Annotated in this window: 21 protein-coding genes; 4 read left to right on the plus strand and 17 right to left on the minus strand. The window is 68.5% G+C overall.

Going from position 1 to position 17,091, the window contains the following annotated elements; all coding sequences use genetic code 11:
- Positions 1-156: 156 nt before the first annotated feature.
- Together ACTWPV_RS25675 and ACTWPV_RS25680 are read right to left on the minus strand one after the other, a co-directional pair.
- Complete coding sequence (locus tag ACTWPV_RS25675) at positions 157-861, minus strand: alpha/beta hydrolase (RefSeq protein WP_347643836.1); 705 nt, start codon at positions 859-861, stop codon at positions 157-159.
- Between the two features lie 11 nt (positions 862-872).
- Positions 873-1,163, minus strand: a complete 291-nt coding sequence (locus ACTWPV_RS25680; RefSeq protein WP_443153738.1) for an ATP/GTP-binding protein — start codon at positions 1,161-1,163, stop codon at positions 873-875.
- Between the two features lie 101 nt (positions 1,164-1,264).
- Between ACTWPV_RS25680 and nucS the strand changes: the two genes are divergently transcribed.
- The 3 genes from nucS (at position 1,265) to ACTWPV_RS25695 (ending at position 4,300) form a co-directional block, all read left to right on the plus strand.
- A complete protein-coding gene (nucS, locus tag ACTWPV_RS25685) occupies positions 1,265-1,927 on the plus strand; it encodes an endonuclease NucS (RefSeq protein ID WP_132595512.1) in 663 nt (220 codons plus the stop codon).
- A gap of 213 nt (positions 1,928-2,140) precedes the next feature.
- Positions 2,141-3,613 carry an aldehyde dehydrogenase family protein gene (locus tag ACTWPV_RS25690; RefSeq protein WP_443153739.1) on the plus strand — a complete coding sequence of 491 codons (1,473 nt, stop codon included), beginning with the start codon at positions 2,141-2,143 and terminating at the stop codon, positions 3,611-3,613.
- 144 nt (positions 3,614-3,757) lie between these two features.
- Positions 3,758-4,300 carry a TetR/AcrR family transcriptional regulator gene (locus ACTWPV_RS25695; RefSeq protein WP_443153740.1) on the plus strand — a complete coding sequence of 181 codons (543 nt, stop codon included), beginning with the start codon at positions 3,758-3,760 and terminating at the stop codon, positions 4,298-4,300.
- A 125-nt stretch (positions 4,301-4,425) separates the two neighbouring features.
- Here ACTWPV_RS25695 and ACTWPV_RS25700 read toward each other — a convergent pair whose 3' ends face one another.
- From ACTWPV_RS25700 to ACTWPV_RS25715, 4 genes are all read right to left on the minus strand, one after another.
- On the minus strand, positions 4,426-4,743 hold the full coding sequence (locus ACTWPV_RS25700) for an STAS domain-containing protein (RefSeq protein WP_347643805.1): 318 nt from the start codon (positions 4,741-4,743) through the stop codon (positions 4,426-4,428).
- 79 nt (positions 4,744-4,822) lie between these two features.
- Positions 4,823-5,974: a sensor histidine kinase gene (locus ACTWPV_RS25705; RefSeq protein WP_443153741.1), complete on the minus strand. Its 1,152-nt coding sequence runs from the start codon at positions 5,972-5,974 to the stop codon at positions 4,823-4,825.
- The gene (locus tag ACTWPV_RS25710; protein WP_347643803.1) at positions 5,975-7,084 is read right to left on the minus strand and encodes an ABC transporter permease; all 1,110 of its coding nucleotides are present in this window, start codon (positions 7,082-7,084) and stop codon (positions 5,975-5,977) included.
- Positions 7,081-7,977: an ABC transporter ATP-binding protein gene (locus ACTWPV_RS25715; protein WP_347643802.1), complete on the minus strand. Its 897-nt coding sequence runs from the start codon at positions 7,975-7,977 to the stop codon at positions 7,081-7,083. Before ACTWPV_RS25715 ends, ACTWPV_RS25710 begins: the two co-directional genes overlap by 4 nt.
- Positions 7,978-8,107: 130 nt before the next feature.
- Here ACTWPV_RS25715 and ACTWPV_RS25720 point away from each other — a divergent pair, with 130 nt between their 5' ends.
- Entirely contained in the window at positions 8,108-8,698 is a 591-nt protein-coding gene (locus ACTWPV_RS25720) for a cob(I)yrinic acid a,c-diamide adenosyltransferase (RefSeq protein WP_347643801.1), read from the plus strand.
- Between the two features lie 53 nt (positions 8,699-8,751).
- On the opposite strand, the gene ACTWPV_RS25725 is transcribed toward ACTWPV_RS25720, so the two are convergent.
- The 11 genes from ACTWPV_RS25725 to ACTWPV_RS25775 form a co-directional block, all read right to left on the minus strand.
- Positions 8,752-9,132 (minus strand): DUF2550 domain-containing protein, encoded by a 381-nt coding sequence (locus ACTWPV_RS25725; RefSeq protein WP_443153742.1) that lies wholly within the window; start codon positions 9,130-9,132, stop codon positions 8,752-8,754.
- A gap of 27 nt (positions 9,133-9,159) precedes the next feature.
- Complete coding sequence (locus ACTWPV_RS25730) at positions 9,160-9,561, minus strand: F0F1 ATP synthase subunit epsilon (RefSeq protein WP_132331956.1); 402 nt, start codon at positions 9,559-9,561, stop codon at positions 9,160-9,162.
- 124 nt (positions 9,562-9,685) lie between these two features.
- Positions 9,686-11,134: a F0F1 ATP synthase subunit beta gene (atpD, locus tag ACTWPV_RS25735; RefSeq protein ID WP_132509766.1), complete on the minus strand. Its 1,449-nt coding sequence runs from the start codon at positions 11,132-11,134 to the stop codon at positions 9,686-9,688.
- 1 nt (position 11,135) lies between these two features.
- Positions 11,136-12,038, minus strand: a complete 903-nt coding sequence (locus tag ACTWPV_RS25740; protein ID WP_443153743.1) for a F0F1 ATP synthase subunit gamma — start codon at positions 12,036-12,038, stop codon at positions 11,136-11,138.
- Positions 12,039-12,041: 3 nt separating this feature from the next.
- Positions 12,042-13,688, minus strand: a complete 1,647-nt coding sequence (gene atpA, locus ACTWPV_RS25745) for a F0F1 ATP synthase subunit alpha (RefSeq protein WP_443153744.1) — start codon at positions 13,686-13,688, stop codon at positions 12,042-12,044.
- A gap of 24 nt (positions 13,689-13,712) precedes the next feature.
- The gene (locus ACTWPV_RS25750) at positions 13,713-14,522 is read right to left on the minus strand and encodes a F0F1 ATP synthase subunit delta (protein ID WP_347643797.1); all 810 of its coding nucleotides are present in this window, start codon (positions 14,520-14,522) and stop codon (positions 13,713-13,715) included.
- Entirely contained in the window at positions 14,522-15,073 is a 552-nt protein-coding gene (locus ACTWPV_RS25755) for a F0F1 ATP synthase subunit B (RefSeq protein WP_443153745.1), read from the minus strand. Before ACTWPV_RS25755 ends, ACTWPV_RS25750 begins: the two co-directional genes overlap by 1 nt.
- A 29-nt stretch (positions 15,074-15,102) precedes the next feature.
- Positions 15,103-15,333 carry an ATP synthase F0 subunit C gene (gene atpE, locus ACTWPV_RS25760; protein WP_132595523.1) on the minus strand — a complete coding sequence of 77 codons (231 nt, stop codon included), beginning with the start codon at positions 15,331-15,333 and terminating at the stop codon, positions 15,103-15,105.
- A 71-nt stretch (positions 15,334-15,404) separates the two neighbouring features.
- The gene (atpB, locus tag ACTWPV_RS25765; RefSeq protein ID WP_443153746.1) at positions 15,405-16,139 is read right to left on the minus strand and encodes a F0F1 ATP synthase subunit A; all 735 of its coding nucleotides are present in this window, start codon (positions 16,137-16,139) and stop codon (positions 15,405-15,407) included.
- Positions 16,140-16,269: 130 nt separating this feature from the next.
- Entirely contained in the window at positions 16,270-16,431 is a 162-nt protein-coding gene (locus ACTWPV_RS25770; RefSeq protein WP_347621982.1) for an AtpZ/AtpI family protein, read from the minus strand.
- 119 nt (positions 16,432-16,550) lie between these two features.
- Positions 16,551-16,973 (minus strand): hypothetical protein, encoded by a 423-nt coding sequence (locus tag ACTWPV_RS25775; RefSeq protein ID WP_443153747.1) that lies wholly within the window; start codon positions 16,971-16,973, stop codon positions 16,551-16,553.
- Positions 16,974-17,091 lie beyond the last annotated feature (118 nt).

Raw genomic sequence — 17,091 nt, forward strand, 5'->3', positions numbered from 1 at the left:
GTTACGCGCGGGGATCAAGCACCCGGCGTCTCCACGATCTTCGCTTGACGATCGGATTCTCACCCCGGTTAATTCACTTGGTCCAGAGTTCTGCTCATTCTGCTCAAAAAAACTTTCAGTGATCTTGGGCACACGGAACTATTCGCCAAGGCGGGCTCAGACCTCCGTAGGGAGAGGCCACGCCTCCGGATTCACCCGCTTGACGATCTCGTCCAGCGCGACGCGCACGTACGGCTCCCCCACCCACAGGTGCTTGGCGCCGTCGACCCCGACGACCTCGGCCTGCGGCACCCGGGCGAACCGCTCGCGGGCCTCCTCGGGCCGCAGATAGTCGTCGAACTCGGGCACCAGCGCGACCAGCGGCCGCCCGAACCGCGCCCAGGCGTCCAGGTCGTCGTCGGTGGCCCGGTGGAGCGGGGGCGAGAGCAGGATCGCGCCCTCCACGAGCGGATCGTGCGCCCATTTCAGCGTCAGCTCGGTGCCGAACGACCAGCCGACCACCCACACGTGCGGCAGATCGTGGAAGTCGGCGTACTCGAGGGCCGCGGCCACGTCGAACCGCTCACCCTGGCCACCGTCGAACGTGCCCTCCGAGGTGCCGCGCTCCGACGAGGTGCCGCGCGTGTTGAAGCGCAGCACGGCCAGGTCGGCGAGGGCGGGCAGGCGGTTGGCGGCCTTCTTGTAGACGTGGCTGTCCATGAAGCCGCCATGGGTGGGCAGCGGGTGCAGCGTGACCAGCGTGGCCACGGGAGGCCGGTCTAAGGGCAGGGCCAGCTCGCCGACCAGGGTCAGGCCGTCGCCGGTGTGCAGCTCGATGGGCTCTCGCCGGGCGGGCAGCACCGTGGCCGCGCGAATCTCCACCATGGGTCCTCTCAGTAACGGCTGCGGCCTGGGCCGCGGTCGAGTCTCTTACGCCAGCAGGCCTGGTGCCAGTGACGGCGCTCCTCGTCGCCGCCCGGCCAGGCGGGCCAGGCCACGATGTGCGGCAGCCCGACGCGGATCTCCTGGTCGCAACCCGGGCACCGGTAGTTCTTCGTGGACGACGAGCCGGTCAGCATGCGCACTTTCCACGAGCCGTCAGGCCACTCCTCCACCTTGTCCAGGCCGGTCGGGAAGCCGAAGGGGCGGGAGGACTCCCTGCGGCGGGCGCGACGCGGGCTCATCGGCTCCCGAGACCCATCACACCCACATCCGCCATCCGCGCCGCTCCCACCCGTTCGAACGCCATGCGACCAGTTTTCCAGAGCCGCTAAGGTGGGGCGTCATGCGGTTGGTCATCGCGCGGTGCAGCGTGGATTATGTCGGACGGCTCACGGCGCACCTGCCGATGGCGCCGAGACTTGTGCTGATCAAAGCGGACGGCAGCGTGAGCATTCACGCCGACGACCGCGCGTTCAAGCCGCTCAACTGGATGAACCCGCCGTGCAAGCTCAAAGAGGACGGCGAGACCTGGACGGTCACGCACGGCAAGACCGGCGAGAAGCTCGTCCTCACCATGGCGGAGATCCTCCACGACTCCAGCCACGAGCTGGGCGTCGACCCCGGGCTGATCAAAGACGGCGTTGAGGCCCACCTGCAGGAGCTGCTCGCCGAGCACATCACCACGCTGGGCGACGGCTATTCGCTGATCCGGCGCGAATACATGACGGCGATCGGCCCCGTCGACATCCTGTGCCGCGACGGGCACGGAGCGACGGTGGCCGTCGAGATCAAGCGCCGGGGGGAGATCGACGGCGTCGAGCAGCTCACCCGCTACCTCGAGCTGCTCAACCGCGACCCGCTGCTGTCGCCCGTGCGCGGTGTCTTCGCCGCCCAGGAGATCAAACCCCAGGCCCGCGTCCTCGCCTCCGACCGCGGCATCGCCTGCGTCACCCTCGACTACGACGCCCTGCGCGGCATCCAACCCGAGAATCCGACCCTTTTTTGATCCTTTACGGCTCCGCGGAGGCCAGCCACCCGCCACACTCCGGCTGACGGCCTTCCAGGGGAACGGCTTCTGACCCTTCAGTGGTGACCCGCCGCTACGGCGCGCCCTGTGGGCCCGGTAAGTGGTGATCTTCTCACCGGCATTCCCCTCAAGAGCATTCCGGCGTGGGTGAGGGCCGTGGTAAGCGGAGGGTGGGCGGTTTATGGTGACGCCATGGCGACGCTGACGTTCGACTCACTCAATCCGGCGACCGGCGAGATCGTCGGCAGTCACCCCAACCAGGCCCCCGAGGCCGTGCACCAGGCGGTGGGGCGGGCAGAGGAAGCCGCGCGGTGGTGGGCCGCGATCGGGGCGGCCGAGCGGAGGCGGCGGCTGCTCGACTACAAGGCGGTCGTGACCCGGGAGCTCAGGGCTCTCGCCAAGCTGGTCCACGAGGAGACGGGCAAGCCGGTCGGCGACGCCACGCTGGAGCTCGTCCTCGCCGTCACGCACCTCGACTGGGCCGCCCGCAACGCGGCGAAGGTGCTGGGCCGCCGCCGGGTCGCCACCGGCATGATCGGCCTCAACCTGACCGCCACCCTCGAATACCTGCCGCTGGGCGTGGTCGGCGTGATCGGCCCGTGGAACTACCCGGTCTTCACCCCGATGGGTTCCATCGCCTACGCGCTCGCCGCCGGCAACGCGGTCGTGTTCAAGCCGAGCGAGCTCACTCCCGGCATCGGCGTGCGGCTGGCGGAGCTGTTCGAGGAGTCCGTTCCTGAGCACCCGGTGCTGCAGACCGTGACGGGGCTGGGCGAGACGGGGGCGGCGCTGGCCGCTGACCCGAGGGTGAAGAAGGTGGCGTTCACCGGCTCGACCGCCACGGCGAAGCGCGTCATGGCGGCCTGCGCCGAGAACCTCACGCCGATCGTGGCCGAGTGCGGCGGCAAGGACGCGTTCATCGTGGACGCCGACGCCGACCTGCGGGCGGCGGCGGATGCCTGCCTGTGGGGCGCGATGTCCAACGCGGGCCAGACGTGCGTGGGCGTCGAACGTGTCTACGTCGTCGACGCCGTCTATGACGGCTTCATGCGCGAGTTGTCCGAGCGGGTGGCCGGGGTGCGGGCGGGCGAGCACTACGGCCCGATCACGATGCCCGGTCAGGTGGACATCATCAAGCGGCACATCGACGACGCCGCCAAGGCGGGGCGCGTGGTGGCCGGCGGCACCGGCTCGGTGCGGGCGCCGTACGTCGATCCGGTGATCGTGGAGGACGTGCCGGAGGACTCCCCCGCGGTGCGGGAGGAGACGTTCGGGCCGACCATCACCGTGCGGCGCACCCGTGACGCGCACGAGGCGCTGGAACTGGCCAACGCCTCGGCCTACGGGCTGGGCGGCACGGTGTTCTCCAGGAACGCGCGGCGGGCGACGGACCTGGCCAGGAGGATGCGCACGGGGATGACCGCCATCAACTCGGTGATCTCGTTCGCCGGGGTTCCGGCGCTGCCGTTCGGCGGGATGGGCGATTCGGGGTTCGGCCGGATCCACGGAGCCGACGGCCTGCGCGAGTTCGCCAGGCCCAAGGCGATCTCCCGGCAGCGCTTCGCGATGCCCGGGATGAACCTGACGTCGTTCTCCCGGGGGCCCGCGGAACTTGAGCGGCTGATCAGGCTTGTCACGTTCTTGCACGGGCGACGTAAGAGATAATCGCCGTGCTCTTTCCCAGAACCGATCATCCGTCCATAATTGTGTGCTCTGGGGGCCACGATCATGTTGGACGGGTGGAATGTGAACCGGTCTTACCGGGGAATGTCGGCTGAGCAAAGGCTGGCGGACAGACGAGAGCGGCTGATGACGGCCGCGTACACGCTATACGCGAAACCGGGTTTCGCGGCGACGACCATCGAAAGGTTGTGCTCGGAGGCGAGGATCTCCAACCGGGCCTTCTACGAATGTTTCGGCGGCCGCGAAGAGCTCCTTCAGGCGTTGCACGAACGCTGCGTGGAGGAAACTCTGGCCATCGTGGCCAAGGCGTTACAGGAGGCGCCCGGCACGCTGGCGGGCCGGGTGGAGGCGGGGATCCGCGCGTATGTCGAGTTCGCCACCGCCGACTGGCGCCGGGCCCGCATCATGCACGTCGAGGTGCGCAGGTCAGGGGATGTGCTGGCCATGTCGCGCCAGCGCGCGATCGAGTCGTTCGCCCTGCTCGTGGAGGAGGCGTCCGCCGATTTCCCGCAGGCCGCCCCGTCCAATCGGCGCTTGGTGGCGCTGGGTGTCATTGGCGCGCTCCAAGAGTTGCTCATCGAATGGCTGCTCTCCGAGGATCAACCGGGGATCGACGAACTCGTCGCCGTCGCCGTGCACATCTTCTACCGCAGCCTCGGCTCCGGCTGACTCCGCATAACCACCGCTTTTCAACGAGGATTCGGAGCGGTATCACGGACAGCCGTAATCGGCTTTTTGTCTAAGCCAAGAAAGAGCGGGCGACGGCTGATCGTCGCCCGCTCCGATATGTCACCTCAGGCCACCGCGGCGGCGGGAACCTCCACGTGCAGCACCCGATTCAGCCGGGTCACCGCGAGTATCCGCATGATCCGCGGGGGCACCCCCCGAAGAACGAGGCGACGTTGCACGCTCAACGCGCGCCGATGCGCTCCCACGAGCACCCCGAGACCGGTCGCGTCGATCATCTCCAGCTTGGAGAGATCGAGGATCAGGTCGCCTTCTCCGGTGTCGAGAGCTTTGTGCAGGCGCTCGCGCACCCCGGCCGACGTCCCGGCGTCAAGCCGGGTCCCTATCCGCACCACCTGGGCTCTCGGATTCCCCCGGACGCGCATGTCACCTCCTCAATCACGCCTGCGAGCAGGTCACCGGCCAGCGCGAACCTCGCCGGATGAAACTCCCCGCAAAACTCTCCTACCCACGTATCGGAAGTGACACGACTGCGTTCAGCACGAACTCGCCATCACCTGTCGGCTGGGCGCTCACCTTCCCACCTGCGGCGGCCAGCCGCTCCCTCAGGCCCGCCAGGCCGCTCCCCAGGTCCTCGCTCTGGCGCTCGACCGCCCCGTCGTTGCGCACCTCCAGCTCCGCCTCCTCATCGGTGAAGCGGATCGTGATGCGGCAGAATGTCGCGGCGCTGTGCTTGAGCACGTTGGTCACCGCCTCGCGGACCGCGTAGGCGAACACCGGCGCCACCCCTTCCGGCAGCTCGCGGTAGGGCAGGCGCGTCTCGGAGCGGACCCCCGCCGCTTCGAGTACGCCTTCGACGCTGTTCAGCTCGGCGGCCAGATCGAGCTCGCGGTAGCCGCGCACCGCCTGGCGCAGCTCCTTGAGCGCCTTCCTGGTCAGCGTGTTGACCTCCGCCATCTCGGCCTTCGCCGCGCCGGCGTCCTTGTCCGAGAGCCGTACGGCCAGTTCGGTCTTGACCGCGATGGCGGACAGCTGGTGCCCCACGAGGTCGTGCAGGTCCCTGGAGAAGCGCAGGCGCTCCTCGGCCACAACCAGCCGCGTGTGCGCGTCACGGCCCTCGTGGGCCTCCACGGCCAGCCTCCAGATCAGCAGCCAGACCCGGCCGGACGGCGGCAGGACGACGCACCAGAGGCCGTAGAGCAGGGCGCAATAGAAGAATTCCCGATCGGTGGGCACGTCGAGGGCCATGGCTCCCGGCGCCAGACCCAGCGTGACGCCTGCGGCCCAGGTCCCGAGCATCTGCAGGACGAGCGTGCGGATGGAGACGCCGAGCATGGCGATCCCCAGCCAGGCCACGAGTACGAAGCCCCATCCGGCCGGGTCCGCCCCGCCCGCTCCCGCCGCGACCAACGCGAGAACCGCCGCCACCACCACCTGCCTGGTGGGGTAGCGGCGGTCCAGGATCGCGTCGGCCATGCGCGGGTAGAGCCAGGTGAGGCCGCCGGCGGCGATCAGCGCCGGAACGGCCCGCCACCACGAGAACGTACCCTCCATGTGCGCGGCCACGGACGAGGCGACGATGAGGACCCACATCGTCAGCAGGCCCGAGGTGATCATCACCCAGGTGAGGCGCCGCGCCCGCCTGATCGGATCCATCTACTTCGTGCGCAGCACGTCGCCGAGTTTGAGCCGGGCACCCGTCCGGAGCACCGCGCGCTCGTAGATCTTGGCCCCGAAGGCCAGCACCGCGAGCACGGCCAGGATCATCGCCGCCGTGGACGCGCCCACCTGCCACAGCGGCACCTCGGTCGCGGCCATCCGCACCGGCATGACCATGGACGAGAACGGCGGGATGTACGACACGACCGTGGCCAGCGTGCCCGTCGCATCGTTGGTGGCGTAGAAGGCGACGAAGTACGTGATCATGATGAGCATGGTCAGCGGCGTCAGGACCGAGCCCACCTCCTCCTGCCGCGAGACCAGCGACCCGAAGGCCGCCGCCAGCGCCGCGAAGAAGGCGTAGCCGAGCACGAACCAGACCAGCACGCCGGCCACCAGGCCGGGGATGCCGGGCGGGAAGTCGGTGGCGATGCCCGAGGCCATCGCCGCGCCGAGCCCGACGACCAGGATGGTGACCAGGTTGATCAGGCCGAGCACGCCCAGCCCCACGATCTTGCCGCCGAGCAGCTGCCACGGCCGTACGGCGGAGAGCAGGATCTCCACGATCCTGCTGCCCTTCTCCTCCACCACGCCCATGGCGACCATCATGACCTGGCCTATGACGAGGGTGAAGAGCACGAGGACGAGCACCACGGCGATGCCGGTGCGCGCGCCTTCGTAGCGCGTGTCGGCGCCCACCGACTGCATCTGCAGCGGCGGGATGGACACGCCTGCGGCGCCGAGCTTGACCTCACGGTTCACGCTCTGCAGCAGCACGCCGAGCTGCCCGTCGATCTCCCCGTCCGTCAGCACCTTCGACCCGTTGACCAGCACCGCGTCCACGTCGCCGTCGAGCACCGCCTGCCTCGCCGCGCCCTCGTCGGGGAACGCCCGCCACTCGAACTTCGTGTCGGGCGCGGCGGCCTGCAGCGGGAGCTGCTGGGAGTTGACGGTGCCCAGCGTGTAGGAGTCCTCACCGCCCAGCACCTTGGGAGCGAACGAGGCCGCCGCCACCAGCACCGCCGTGATGAGCAGGCCGATGATGAACCCCTTCGTCCGCACCTGCGTCGCGACCTCCCTGCGGGCGACCAGCATCAGTCCGTTCACGCCACGGCCTCCTTGAAGATCTCGGTGAGGCTCGGCTGCTCGGCCCCGAAGTGTTCGACCCGCCCCGCCTTCACGGCGCGACGCAGGATCTCCTGGTCGTCGCCGCCGGAGGTGCGCAGGGTGTGCCGGTCGCCGTCGACGGTGACCGTGCCCGGCAGACCGTCCGCCCAGCCCGGCGCGGGGTTCCTGACGACCACGCGCAGCTCGTTCCGCTCCGCCGCCCGCAGGTCGGCCACCGCGCCCGCGGCGACCATCCGCCCGGCCGAGACGATGCCCACGGAGTCGCACAGCCGCTCCACCAGCTCCAACTGGTGGCTGGAGAAGATCACCGGCACGCCTCCCCTGCACCGCTCCTGCAGCACCGTGGCCAGCGCGTCGACCGCGATCGGGTCGAGCCCGGAGAACGGCTCGTCCAGGATGAGCAGTTCGGGGTCGTGCACCAGGGCCACGGCGAGTTGCACCCGCTGCTGGTTGCCCAATGACAGGGCCTGCACCGCGTCGTTCCTGCGCTCGGTCAGCCCGAGCTGCTCCAGCAGGTCGTCGGTGGCCTTCGTGGCGACCGTCGTGCTCATCCCGTGCAGGCGGCCGAAGTATTCGATCTGTTCGGCGACCCGCATCTTCTGGTACAGACCGCGCTCCTCCGGCATGTAGCCGAAGCGCCGGCGGTCGTCTGGCGAGAGCGGCGCGCCCCTCAGGGCCACCGAGCCGGAGTCCGCCTGGAGCACGCCCATCACGATGCGCATCGTCGTGGTCTTGCCCGCGCCGTTCGCACCGACGAACCCGAACATCTCGCCCGGCCGTACGGTGAAGCTGATCCCGTCCAAGGCGATCTTGGTCGCTGGGGAGCCGGGGCCGCCCGCGAAACGTTTGCGCAGCTCGTTGATCTCGAGCATCAGGTCATCTCCTTCATCATGGGTCAATCATGGCTTTCACCCGTTTCATCGAGCCAGTCGCCGAAATCACAGGCGCCATATGGACTTCGCGGCCCATTCCGATGACATTTGTCACGAGTACGCTGGGGACATGACGCGCGCCGACAAGGACAAGCCGGTCGTCCTCTCCCGCATCTACACCCGCACGGGCGACGACGGCACCACCACGCTGAGCGACATGAGCCCCGCCCCGAAGACCGACCTGCGGCTCGCGGCCTACGCCGACGTGGAGGAGGCCAACGCCCACCTCGGGGTCGCGCTCTCGCACGGCACCCTGACCGCCGACCTGGTGGAGGTGCTCGTACGCGTCCAGAACGAACTCTTCGACCTGGGGGCCGACCTGGCCACGCCGGTCGTGGCGAAACCCGACTTCCCGCCGCTGCGGGTGGAGCAGTCGTACATCGACTGGCTGGAGACGCAGTGCGACCGCTTCAACGCCGGACTCAAGCCGCTGCGCAGCTTCATCCTGCCCGGCGGCGATCCCGCCACGGCGGCCCTGCACGTCGCCAGGGTCACGGTGCGCAGAGCCGAGCGTACGGCCTGGGCCGCGCTCCAGGCGCACGACGACATGAACGTGCTGACGGCGAAATACCTCAACCGGCTGTCCGACCTGCTCTTCATCGCCTGCCGGGTCGCCCACGCCGGCAACGAGATTCTCTGGAAACCCGGCGGCACCCGCTGAACGCGACCGTCGGCCGCCGCGGCGTTGAGAGGCGCTGGGGCGCCGAGCCGAGGTCAGGCGACGTCGAGGTAGGCGCTCGGCGGCGCCGACTCCAGCCAGGCGAGGAAGCCCGTCAGCGCGTCGGCGCTCATCGCGATGGACACTCCGCGCGTGCTCCCGCTGAGATCCACCGCGAACATCCCGCCCTCGATCTCGCGGCGGGGAGAAACGACGAGGCCGCGCCTCGCGATAGCGTGGCGCGGCCTCAGTCGCACACCCAGAAGCGGGATCCAGTGGAGCTCCCCGTCGGCGTAGCGGGCTACGCCGCTCTGCCAGGCCCGCTCCCCCACCCGCAGACGACAGGGCACGCTCCCGCGCGAGCGGGTCAGCATGACCCAGCGCAGGACCACGAGGGCGGCGAACAGCACCAGGACAATCACAACCGTCGCCATCATGCCGCCCCCTGCGCCCCGTTGGGAATATTAAACCTCTTCGCCCGCCGCGCGGAGCCGAGCCCTGGCGCGCTTGGCCTCGATCGCCGCGTCGGCGTCTTCCTGGTTGGCCTCGATCGAGGCCTGGGCCCGGTCGAGAGCGTCACGGGCAGCCGCGACGTCGACCTCGGAACCGAGCTCGGCCACCTCGGCGAGCACGGACACCTCGTCGTCGGCCACGGAGATGAAGCCTCCGTGCACGGCCGCCGCGAGATCGCCCTCGCCTTCCCGTTTGATGCGCAGCACGCCGCCCTCGACGAGGACGCCGAGCACAGGTGCGTGTTGCGGCATGATACCGATCTCGCCGTCCACGGTCTTGGCAATCACCATGTCGGCCTCGCCCGACCAGATCTCACGCTCGGGTGAGACAACCCCTACGCGTAGCTTCGCCACTTGTGTAGGTTCCTTTCCGATCAGGTGGTGGCACGGCGGGCGGCCGTACCACCACCGTAGGTCCGGGCTCGCAGAACTCGCCCTTTAGGTAGGTCCGGGCTCGAAGCCCTTCGACTGGGGCGATTTAGCGGCGCTCGAGTTCCTTGGCCTTGGCCACGGCCTGCTCGATGCCACCGACCATGAAGAACGCCTGCTCGGGGAGGTGGTCGTACTCACCCGCGCACAGGCCCTTGAAGGAGGCGATGGTCTCGTCCAGCGGGACGGTCTCGCCCGGCTGGCCGGTGAACGCCTCGGCGGCGTACATCGGGTGCGACAGGAACCGCTCGATGCGGCGGGCCCGCTGCACGGTGACCTTGTCCTCCTCGGACAGCTCATCGATACCGAGGATCGCGATGATGTCCTGGAGCTCGCGGTACTTCTGCAGGATCCGCTTGGTCTCCTGGGCGACCCGGTAGTGCTCCTCGCCCAGGATCTGCGGGTCGAGGATCCGGGAGGAGGAGTCGAGCGGGTCCACCGCGGGGTAGATGCCCTTCTCCGAGATCGGCCGGGAGAGCACGGTCTGCGCGTCGAGGTGCGCGAACGCGTTGTGCGGGGCAGGGTCGGTGATGTCGTCGGCGGGCACGTAGATCGCCTGCATGGAGGTGATCGAGTGACCGCGCGTCGAGGTGATGCGCTCCTGGAGCACACCCATCTCGTCGGCCAGTGTGGGCTGGTAACCCACGGCGGACGGCATACGGCCGAGCAGGGTCGAGACCTCCGAACCGGCCTGCGTGAAGCGGAAGATGTTGTCGATGAAGAGCAACACGTCCTGCTTCTGCACGTCACGGAAGTATTCGGCCATGGTCAGCGCCGACAGAGCCACGCGCAGACGGGTGCCCGGCGGCTCGTCCATCTGGCCGAAGACGAGCGCGGTGTCCTTGAGGACGTCCGCCTCCTCCATCTCCAGCCAGAGGTCGTTGCCCTCACGGGTGCGCTCGCCGACACCGGCGAAGCACGAGGTGCCGCCGAAGTTACGGGCGACGCGGCGGATCATCTCCTGGATGAGCACCGTCTTGCCCACGCCGGCGCCGCCGAACAGGCCGATCTTCCCACCCTGCACGTAGGGGGTGAGCAGGTCGATGACCTTGATGCCGGTGACGAGCAGCTCGGTGCGGGACTCGAGCTGGTCGAACGCCGGGGAGGGACGGTGGATGCCCCACCGCTCCTCGACCTTGAGCGACGCGGTGGGCACGTCGAGCGTCTCGCCCAGCGCGTTCCACACGTGGCCCTTGACGACGTCGCCGACCGGCACCGAGATCGGGCCGCCGGTGTCCTGCACCGCCTGGCCGCGGACCATGCCGTCGGTGGGCTGCATGGAGATGGCGCGCACGAGGTTGTCGCCCAGGTGCTGGGCCACCTCGAGGGTCAGGGTCCTGGTCTCGCCGCCGAGGGTCACCTCGACCTTGAGCGCGTTGTAGATCTCGGGCATCGCGTCGACGGGGAACTCCACGTCGACGACCGCGCCGGTGACACGTGCCACGCGGCCTGTGCCGGCCGCCGCGGCTTCCACAGTTTCAACAGCCTCTGCAGTCATTTCACTCTTTCCCCGCTGCGGCGTCAGCGAGCGCGTTGGCGCCACCGACGATCTCGCTGATTTCCTGGGTGATCTCCGCCTGGCGAGCCTGGTTCATCTCCTGGGTGAGCAGCCGCATCAGCTCGTTGGCGTTGTCGGTCGCGGACTTCATCGCGCGCCGCCGCGCTGCCTCCTCGGAGGCCGCCGACTGCAGCAGCGCCGTGAAGATCCGGGACTCGACGTAACGCGGCAGCAGCGACTCGAGAACGTCACCCGCAGTCGGCTCGAACTCGAAGTAGGGCGGGATCGCGGTGGACTCGGTCGCCTCGGTCTCCTCGACCTCGAGCGGCAGGATCCGCTTGACCACGACGTTCTGGGTCAGCATGGAGACGAACTCGGTCGAGACGATGTGGATCTCGTCGATCCCGTTGTCGTCCTTGAACGAGTCGATCAGCGTCTGCGCGATCTCCTTGGCGTCGGCGTAGGCCGGCTTCCTGGAGAAGCCGACCCACTGGCCGCCCATCTCGCGCTGGCGGAAGGTGTGCCAGGTGACACCCTTGCGCCCGGTGACGAACGGCACGACGTCGAGGCCGCGGCCCTCCAGCAACCCGCGCAGGGCCTCGGCCTCGCGCAGGACGTTGGCGTTGAAGCCGCCGCAGAACCCGCTGTCGCTGGTGACGATGAGGACACCCGCCCTCTCGGGGTTGTCCTTCGCCACGGTCAGCGGATGGTCGACGCTGGCCGCGTTGCTGACGACGCCGGTGACGGCGCGAGTGATCTCGCGCTCGTACGGCAGCGCCGCCTGCATCCGCTGCTGCGCCCTCACGATCCGTGAAGAGGCGATGAGCTCCTGGGCACGCGTGATCTTCGCGGTCGACTTGACCGAGGTGATCCGCCGCCGCAGCAGCCTTAGCTGGGCACCCATGACCTACTTCTCCGCCCGACGGACGACCTTCTTGATCTTCTCCTGGCCGACCTCTTCGGCCTCCAGCGGCGCCACCGGCTCGTCCTTGACCAGCAGCTCGCCCGAGGAGGTGGTGAAGCCCTTCTTGAACTCCGTGATGGCGTCCTTGAGCGAGGTCACCGTGTCGTCGGTGAGCTCGTTGGTCTCGCGGATGGTGTCGAGGATGCCCTTGTGCGAGGACTGCAGGAAGTCGAGGAACTCCGTCTCGAAACGCCGCACGTCGTCGACCGGCACCTCGTCGAGCTCGCCGGTGGTGCCACCCCACACCGACACGACCTGGCGCTCGACGGGGAACGGTTCGTACTGGGGCTGCTTGAGCAGCTCCACCAGGCGCTGGCCGCGTTCGAGCTGGGCCTTGGAAGCCGCGTCGAGGTCGGACGCGAACGCCGCGAAGGCCTCCAGGTCGCGATACTGCGACAGCGACAGCTTCAGCGTGCCCGCGACCTTGCGCATGGCCTTGACCTGCGCGGAACCACCGACTCGGGAAACCGAGATGCCGACGTTGATGGCTGGGCGCACACCCGCGTTGAACAGGTCCGTCTCGAGGAAGCACTGGCCGTCGGTGATGGAGATGACGTTGGTCGGGATGAACGCCGACACGTCGTTGCCCTTGGTCTCGATGACCGGCAGACCCGTCATCGAGCCGCCGCCCATGTCGTCGGAGAGCTTGGCGCAGCGCTCCAGGAGCCTGGAGTGCAGGTAGAAGACGTCGCCGGGGAAGGCCTCGCGGCCCGGAGGGCGACGCAGCAGCAGGGACACGGCGCGGTAGGCGTCGGCCTGCTTGGTCAGGTCGTCGAAGACGATCAGAACGTGCTTGCCCTGGTACATCCAGTGCTGGCCGATGGCCGAGCCGGTGTAGGGGGCAAGGTATTTGTAGCCGGCCGGGTCGGAGGCGGGGGCGGCCACGATCGTGGTGTACTCGAGCGCGCCGGCCTCCTCCAGGCGGGCCTTGACCTGCGCGATCGTCGAGCCCTTCTGGCCGACCGCGACGTAGACGCAGCGAACCTGCTTCTCAGGGTCGCCCGACGCCCAGGCCTCGCGCTGGTTGAGGATCGTGTCGACCGCGATCGCCGTCTTGCCGGTGCCGCGGTCGCCGATGATCAGCTGGCGCTGGCCGCGGCCGATCGGCGTCATGGCGTCGATCGCCTTGATGCCGGTCTGCAGCGGCTGCTTCACCGGCTGCCGCTGGACGACCGAGGGGGCCTGCAGCTCGAGGGCACGGGTGCCCTCGGCCTGGATGGCGCCCTTGCCGTCGAGCGGGTTGCCCAGGGGGTCGACCACGCGGCCGAGGAAGTCGTCGCCGACGGGCACGGACAGGACCTCGCCCGTCCTGCGGACCGTCTGGCCCTCCTCGATGCCGCTGAAGTCGCCCAGAATAACGGCACCGATCTCGCGGGTGTCGAGGTTAAGTGCCAGACCGCGCGTGCCACCCTCGAACTCGAGCAGCTCGTTCGCCATCGCCGAGGGAAGGCCGGAGACATGGGCAATGCCGTCGCCGGCGTCGACGACGGTCCCGATCTCCTCGCGCGCGGCGCCTTCCGGTTCGTACGCCTGGACGAAGCGCTCAAGCGCGTCCCGGATCTCGTCCGGCCGGATCGTAAGCTCCGCCATCTCTACTCTGTCTCCCTATTCGCCTTAGCCGGCCAACCGGCGGCGGACTTCTTCGATTCGTCCCACAATGGTGGTGTCGATGATCTCGTCGCCGATGCGGACCGAGAACCCACCGAGCACTCGCTTGTCCACCTCGACGTTCAGGTGCACGTCACGGCCGTAGGAGGTGCGCAGCCACGCCATGAGGCGCTCGCGCTGCGCGTCGGTCAGCTCGACCGCCGTGCGCACCACCGCCACGAGGCGCCGGCGCTGCTCAGCCACGAGGTGACCGACCTCTTCCAGGCCCGACTCCAGGCTACGCCCACGCGGGTGCAGCACCAGCTGGCTGATCAGGCGCAGGCTCGTGGGGGCGACCTTGCCGTCGAGCAGCCGGCTCAGCAGCTCCTGCTTGCCGGCCTCCGGCGCTCCCGCGTCGGTGAGTGCCCGGCGCAGCTCCGGGTTGGCGGCGACGATGCGGCCGAAGCGGAAGAGCTCGTCCTCCACCTCGTCGAGCCGTGACTGGCCCTCCGCCTCCGCGGCCGCGGCGGCGACGCCGAGCCGTTCGAGCACGTCGGCCAGGTCGCCGGCGCGCGACCACCGTGCCGAGACCGCGGTCTCGGCGGTGGCGAGCGCCGCCTCGCTGATCTTGCCGTCGAGCAGCGAGCGGATCGTGGCCGCCTTCTGCTCGCCCGGCCTGGACGGGTCGGACAGGGCACGCCGCAGGCCGTGTTCGCGGTCGAGCAGATCCGCGACCGCGAACAACTCGTCGGAGAGCGTGCCGAGGTCGGCACTGCCGGCGACCGCGTTGAACCGCTCCTCGACCTCGGCCAGCGACGCCCTGCTCAGGCCCCTCATTAACGCACCGCCTGCGCGTTGGAGCTTTCCAGCTCGTCGAGGAACCGGTCGACGATGCGGCTCTGCCGGGCTTCGTCCTCGAGGGACTCGCCGACGATGCGGCCGGCCAGGTCGGTCGACAGGCGGCCGATCTCAGCGCGGAGCTGGGCGAAGGCCGCCTGGCGGTCCGCCTCGATCTGCGCGTGCGCGGCCTCGACGAGACGCCGGGCCTCGGCCTGGGCCTCCTCGCGGAGCTCCGCCTTGATCTGCGCGGCCTGCTCGCGAGCCTCCTCGCGCAGCCTGGCCGCCTCCTGCCTGGCCTCGGCCAGCTGGTCGCGGTATTCCTGCTGCAGGACCTGCGCCTGGGCCTGCGCTTCTTCCGCCCTCTTGATGCCGCCCTCGATCGCGTCCGTGCGCTCGGCCAGCGTCTTCTGGATGCGCGGGACGAGGATCCGGCCGACGACGACGAGGACGACGAGGAAGGAGAAGATGCCGACGACGAGCTCGTACGTGTGCGGGATGAGGGGGTTGGCGCCCTCCTCCTGCGCGAGGAGCGTAGCTGCCATAGTCATGGATGCAGCCTTTCGTCAGGTGGGGACCGTCAGATGGCCTGGAAGATGAACGGTGCGACCAGGCCGATCAGGGCGAGGGCCTCGGTGAGGACGAAGCCGAGGAGCATGTTCTGGCGGATCAGGCCGTAGGCCTCGGGCTGGCGCGCGATGGCCTGCACGCCCTGACCGAAGATGATGCCGACGCCGATGCCGGGGCCGATGGCGGCGAGACCGTAACCGATGGCGGTGACGTTGCCGGAGACCTCAGCGAGAACGCTCATTGCTGTTTTCCTTTACTGGACGGCCGGTGAAGCGGAGTCTCACCGGTCTGGACAAATCCGGTCTGTGGTTCTCAGTGATCGGGGTGCAGGGAGCCGCCGATGTACATCGCGGCCAGCATCGCGAAGAGGAACGCCTGCAGATACTGGATGAAGATCTCCAGTCCCGTGAGCAGGATGGTCATCACCACACCCACGACGCCGACGGGCGCGCCGAGCGGGGTCAGATTCTCGAACAGGAACCAGAAGCCCACCATGCTGAAGAAGGCCAGCAGCATGTGGCCCGCGAACATGTTCGCGAACAGTCGCACCGCGTGCGTGAAGGGCGCGATGATCATGTTCGACAGGAACTCGATCGGGGCCAGCAGGAAGTAGATCGGCTTCGGCAGGCCGGGCGGGAACATCATGTTCTTGAAGTAACCGATGCCGCCCTGGTGCTTGATGCCCAGGTAGACCTTGAGGCCGTAGATCAGGAGGGCCAGCACGGCCGGGAACGCGATGTGCGAGGCGACGGGGAACTGGAGCACCGGGACGACGCCCATGAGGTTCCAGACCAGCACCAGGAAGAACACGCTGACCAGCAGGCCCATCCACCGGTCTGCGTCCTTGCCCAGGAAGGGCCGGGCGACCTGGTCGCGGACGAACATGTAGCCGAGCTCGACGGCGTTCTGGACGCCCCTCGGCACGAGCTTGGGCTTGGCGAAGGCCGCCCAGCACACGCCGACCACGAGGATGGCGCTGATGGCGGCCAGCAGCACCGGCTTGGTGAACCAGTAGACCCCGGGGATGATGGGAGGCAGGTTGAACAATTCGTCTGGCGTCGGCGCCCCGAATTGATCGCCAGCGGGAGCGAGGACCGTCAGCGCATTCACGCGGCGTTCCCTTCAACGTCGTAGTGGATCACAAGAGTTTCCTCAGCGAAGCGGTTGCTGCTCCGGGCTAGCGACCGAACTTCCGGTAGACCAGGTAGCCGCCGAGCACAACCCCCAGGACAACGCCTATGGGGAAGAACGCGGACATGTCCAACCACCGGTCCAGCAACCATCCGAGGCCACCGTAGATGGCCATCCCGGCGAGTAGAGAACTGGGGACTGACCACATGGCGTCGGCGAAGTCGCGACCGTCTTCTTCGGGTCGGCGTTCCTGTGCGCTCATCGCGGGCCCGACGATAGCAGGCGAACAGCGGACTAGTCATATCGGACCCCGTCCAGGCAAGAGCGTCATGCGTCGCCCTTTCCTGGAACTCCGGCCTCGGGGTCGACGTAAAGCATCTTGGTCTTCATGAAGGCGCGGACCTCGAAGCCCGTCCACACGAGGGTGCAGACAACCACGGACCACGCGAATGCCTGGGTGTTCCAGGCCGTGGTGTCGCGGAAGGCCGACAGCACGGCCATGATGGCCAGGACCTTGACGAGATAGCTCACCATCGCGGCTATCGCCATCATCTGCGGGGAGACCCGGGCGGCGTAGGACACCACGACGACGCTGACGCTGAAGAAGATCCCGACGAGCAGGGCGCCCATGGCCGCGCCGAGCGCGCCCTTGCCGCCCGCCGCCAGGAAGGCGATCAGCACGGCGACCACCCCAACCACGAAGGTCGGAATCGCGGCGCTTTTGAGGACGCGCACGTCATTGGCCTGCATCGGTGCTCCATCAGCCTGTTGTCAAGCGAGCGTTTGCTACCTCCAGAACCGGTGCGTCTGGAGTCCCTGCTCGTGAAAGATATCACAAGCTCACGGAAGACCGCTTTTACCTGCCGTT

The sequence above is a fragment of the Nonomuraea sp. KM88 genome (genome assembly GCF_052245635.1).
In the GTDB taxonomy this organism is placed as follows: Bacteria; Actinomycetota; Actinomycetes; order Streptosporangiales; family Streptosporangiaceae; genus Nonomuraea.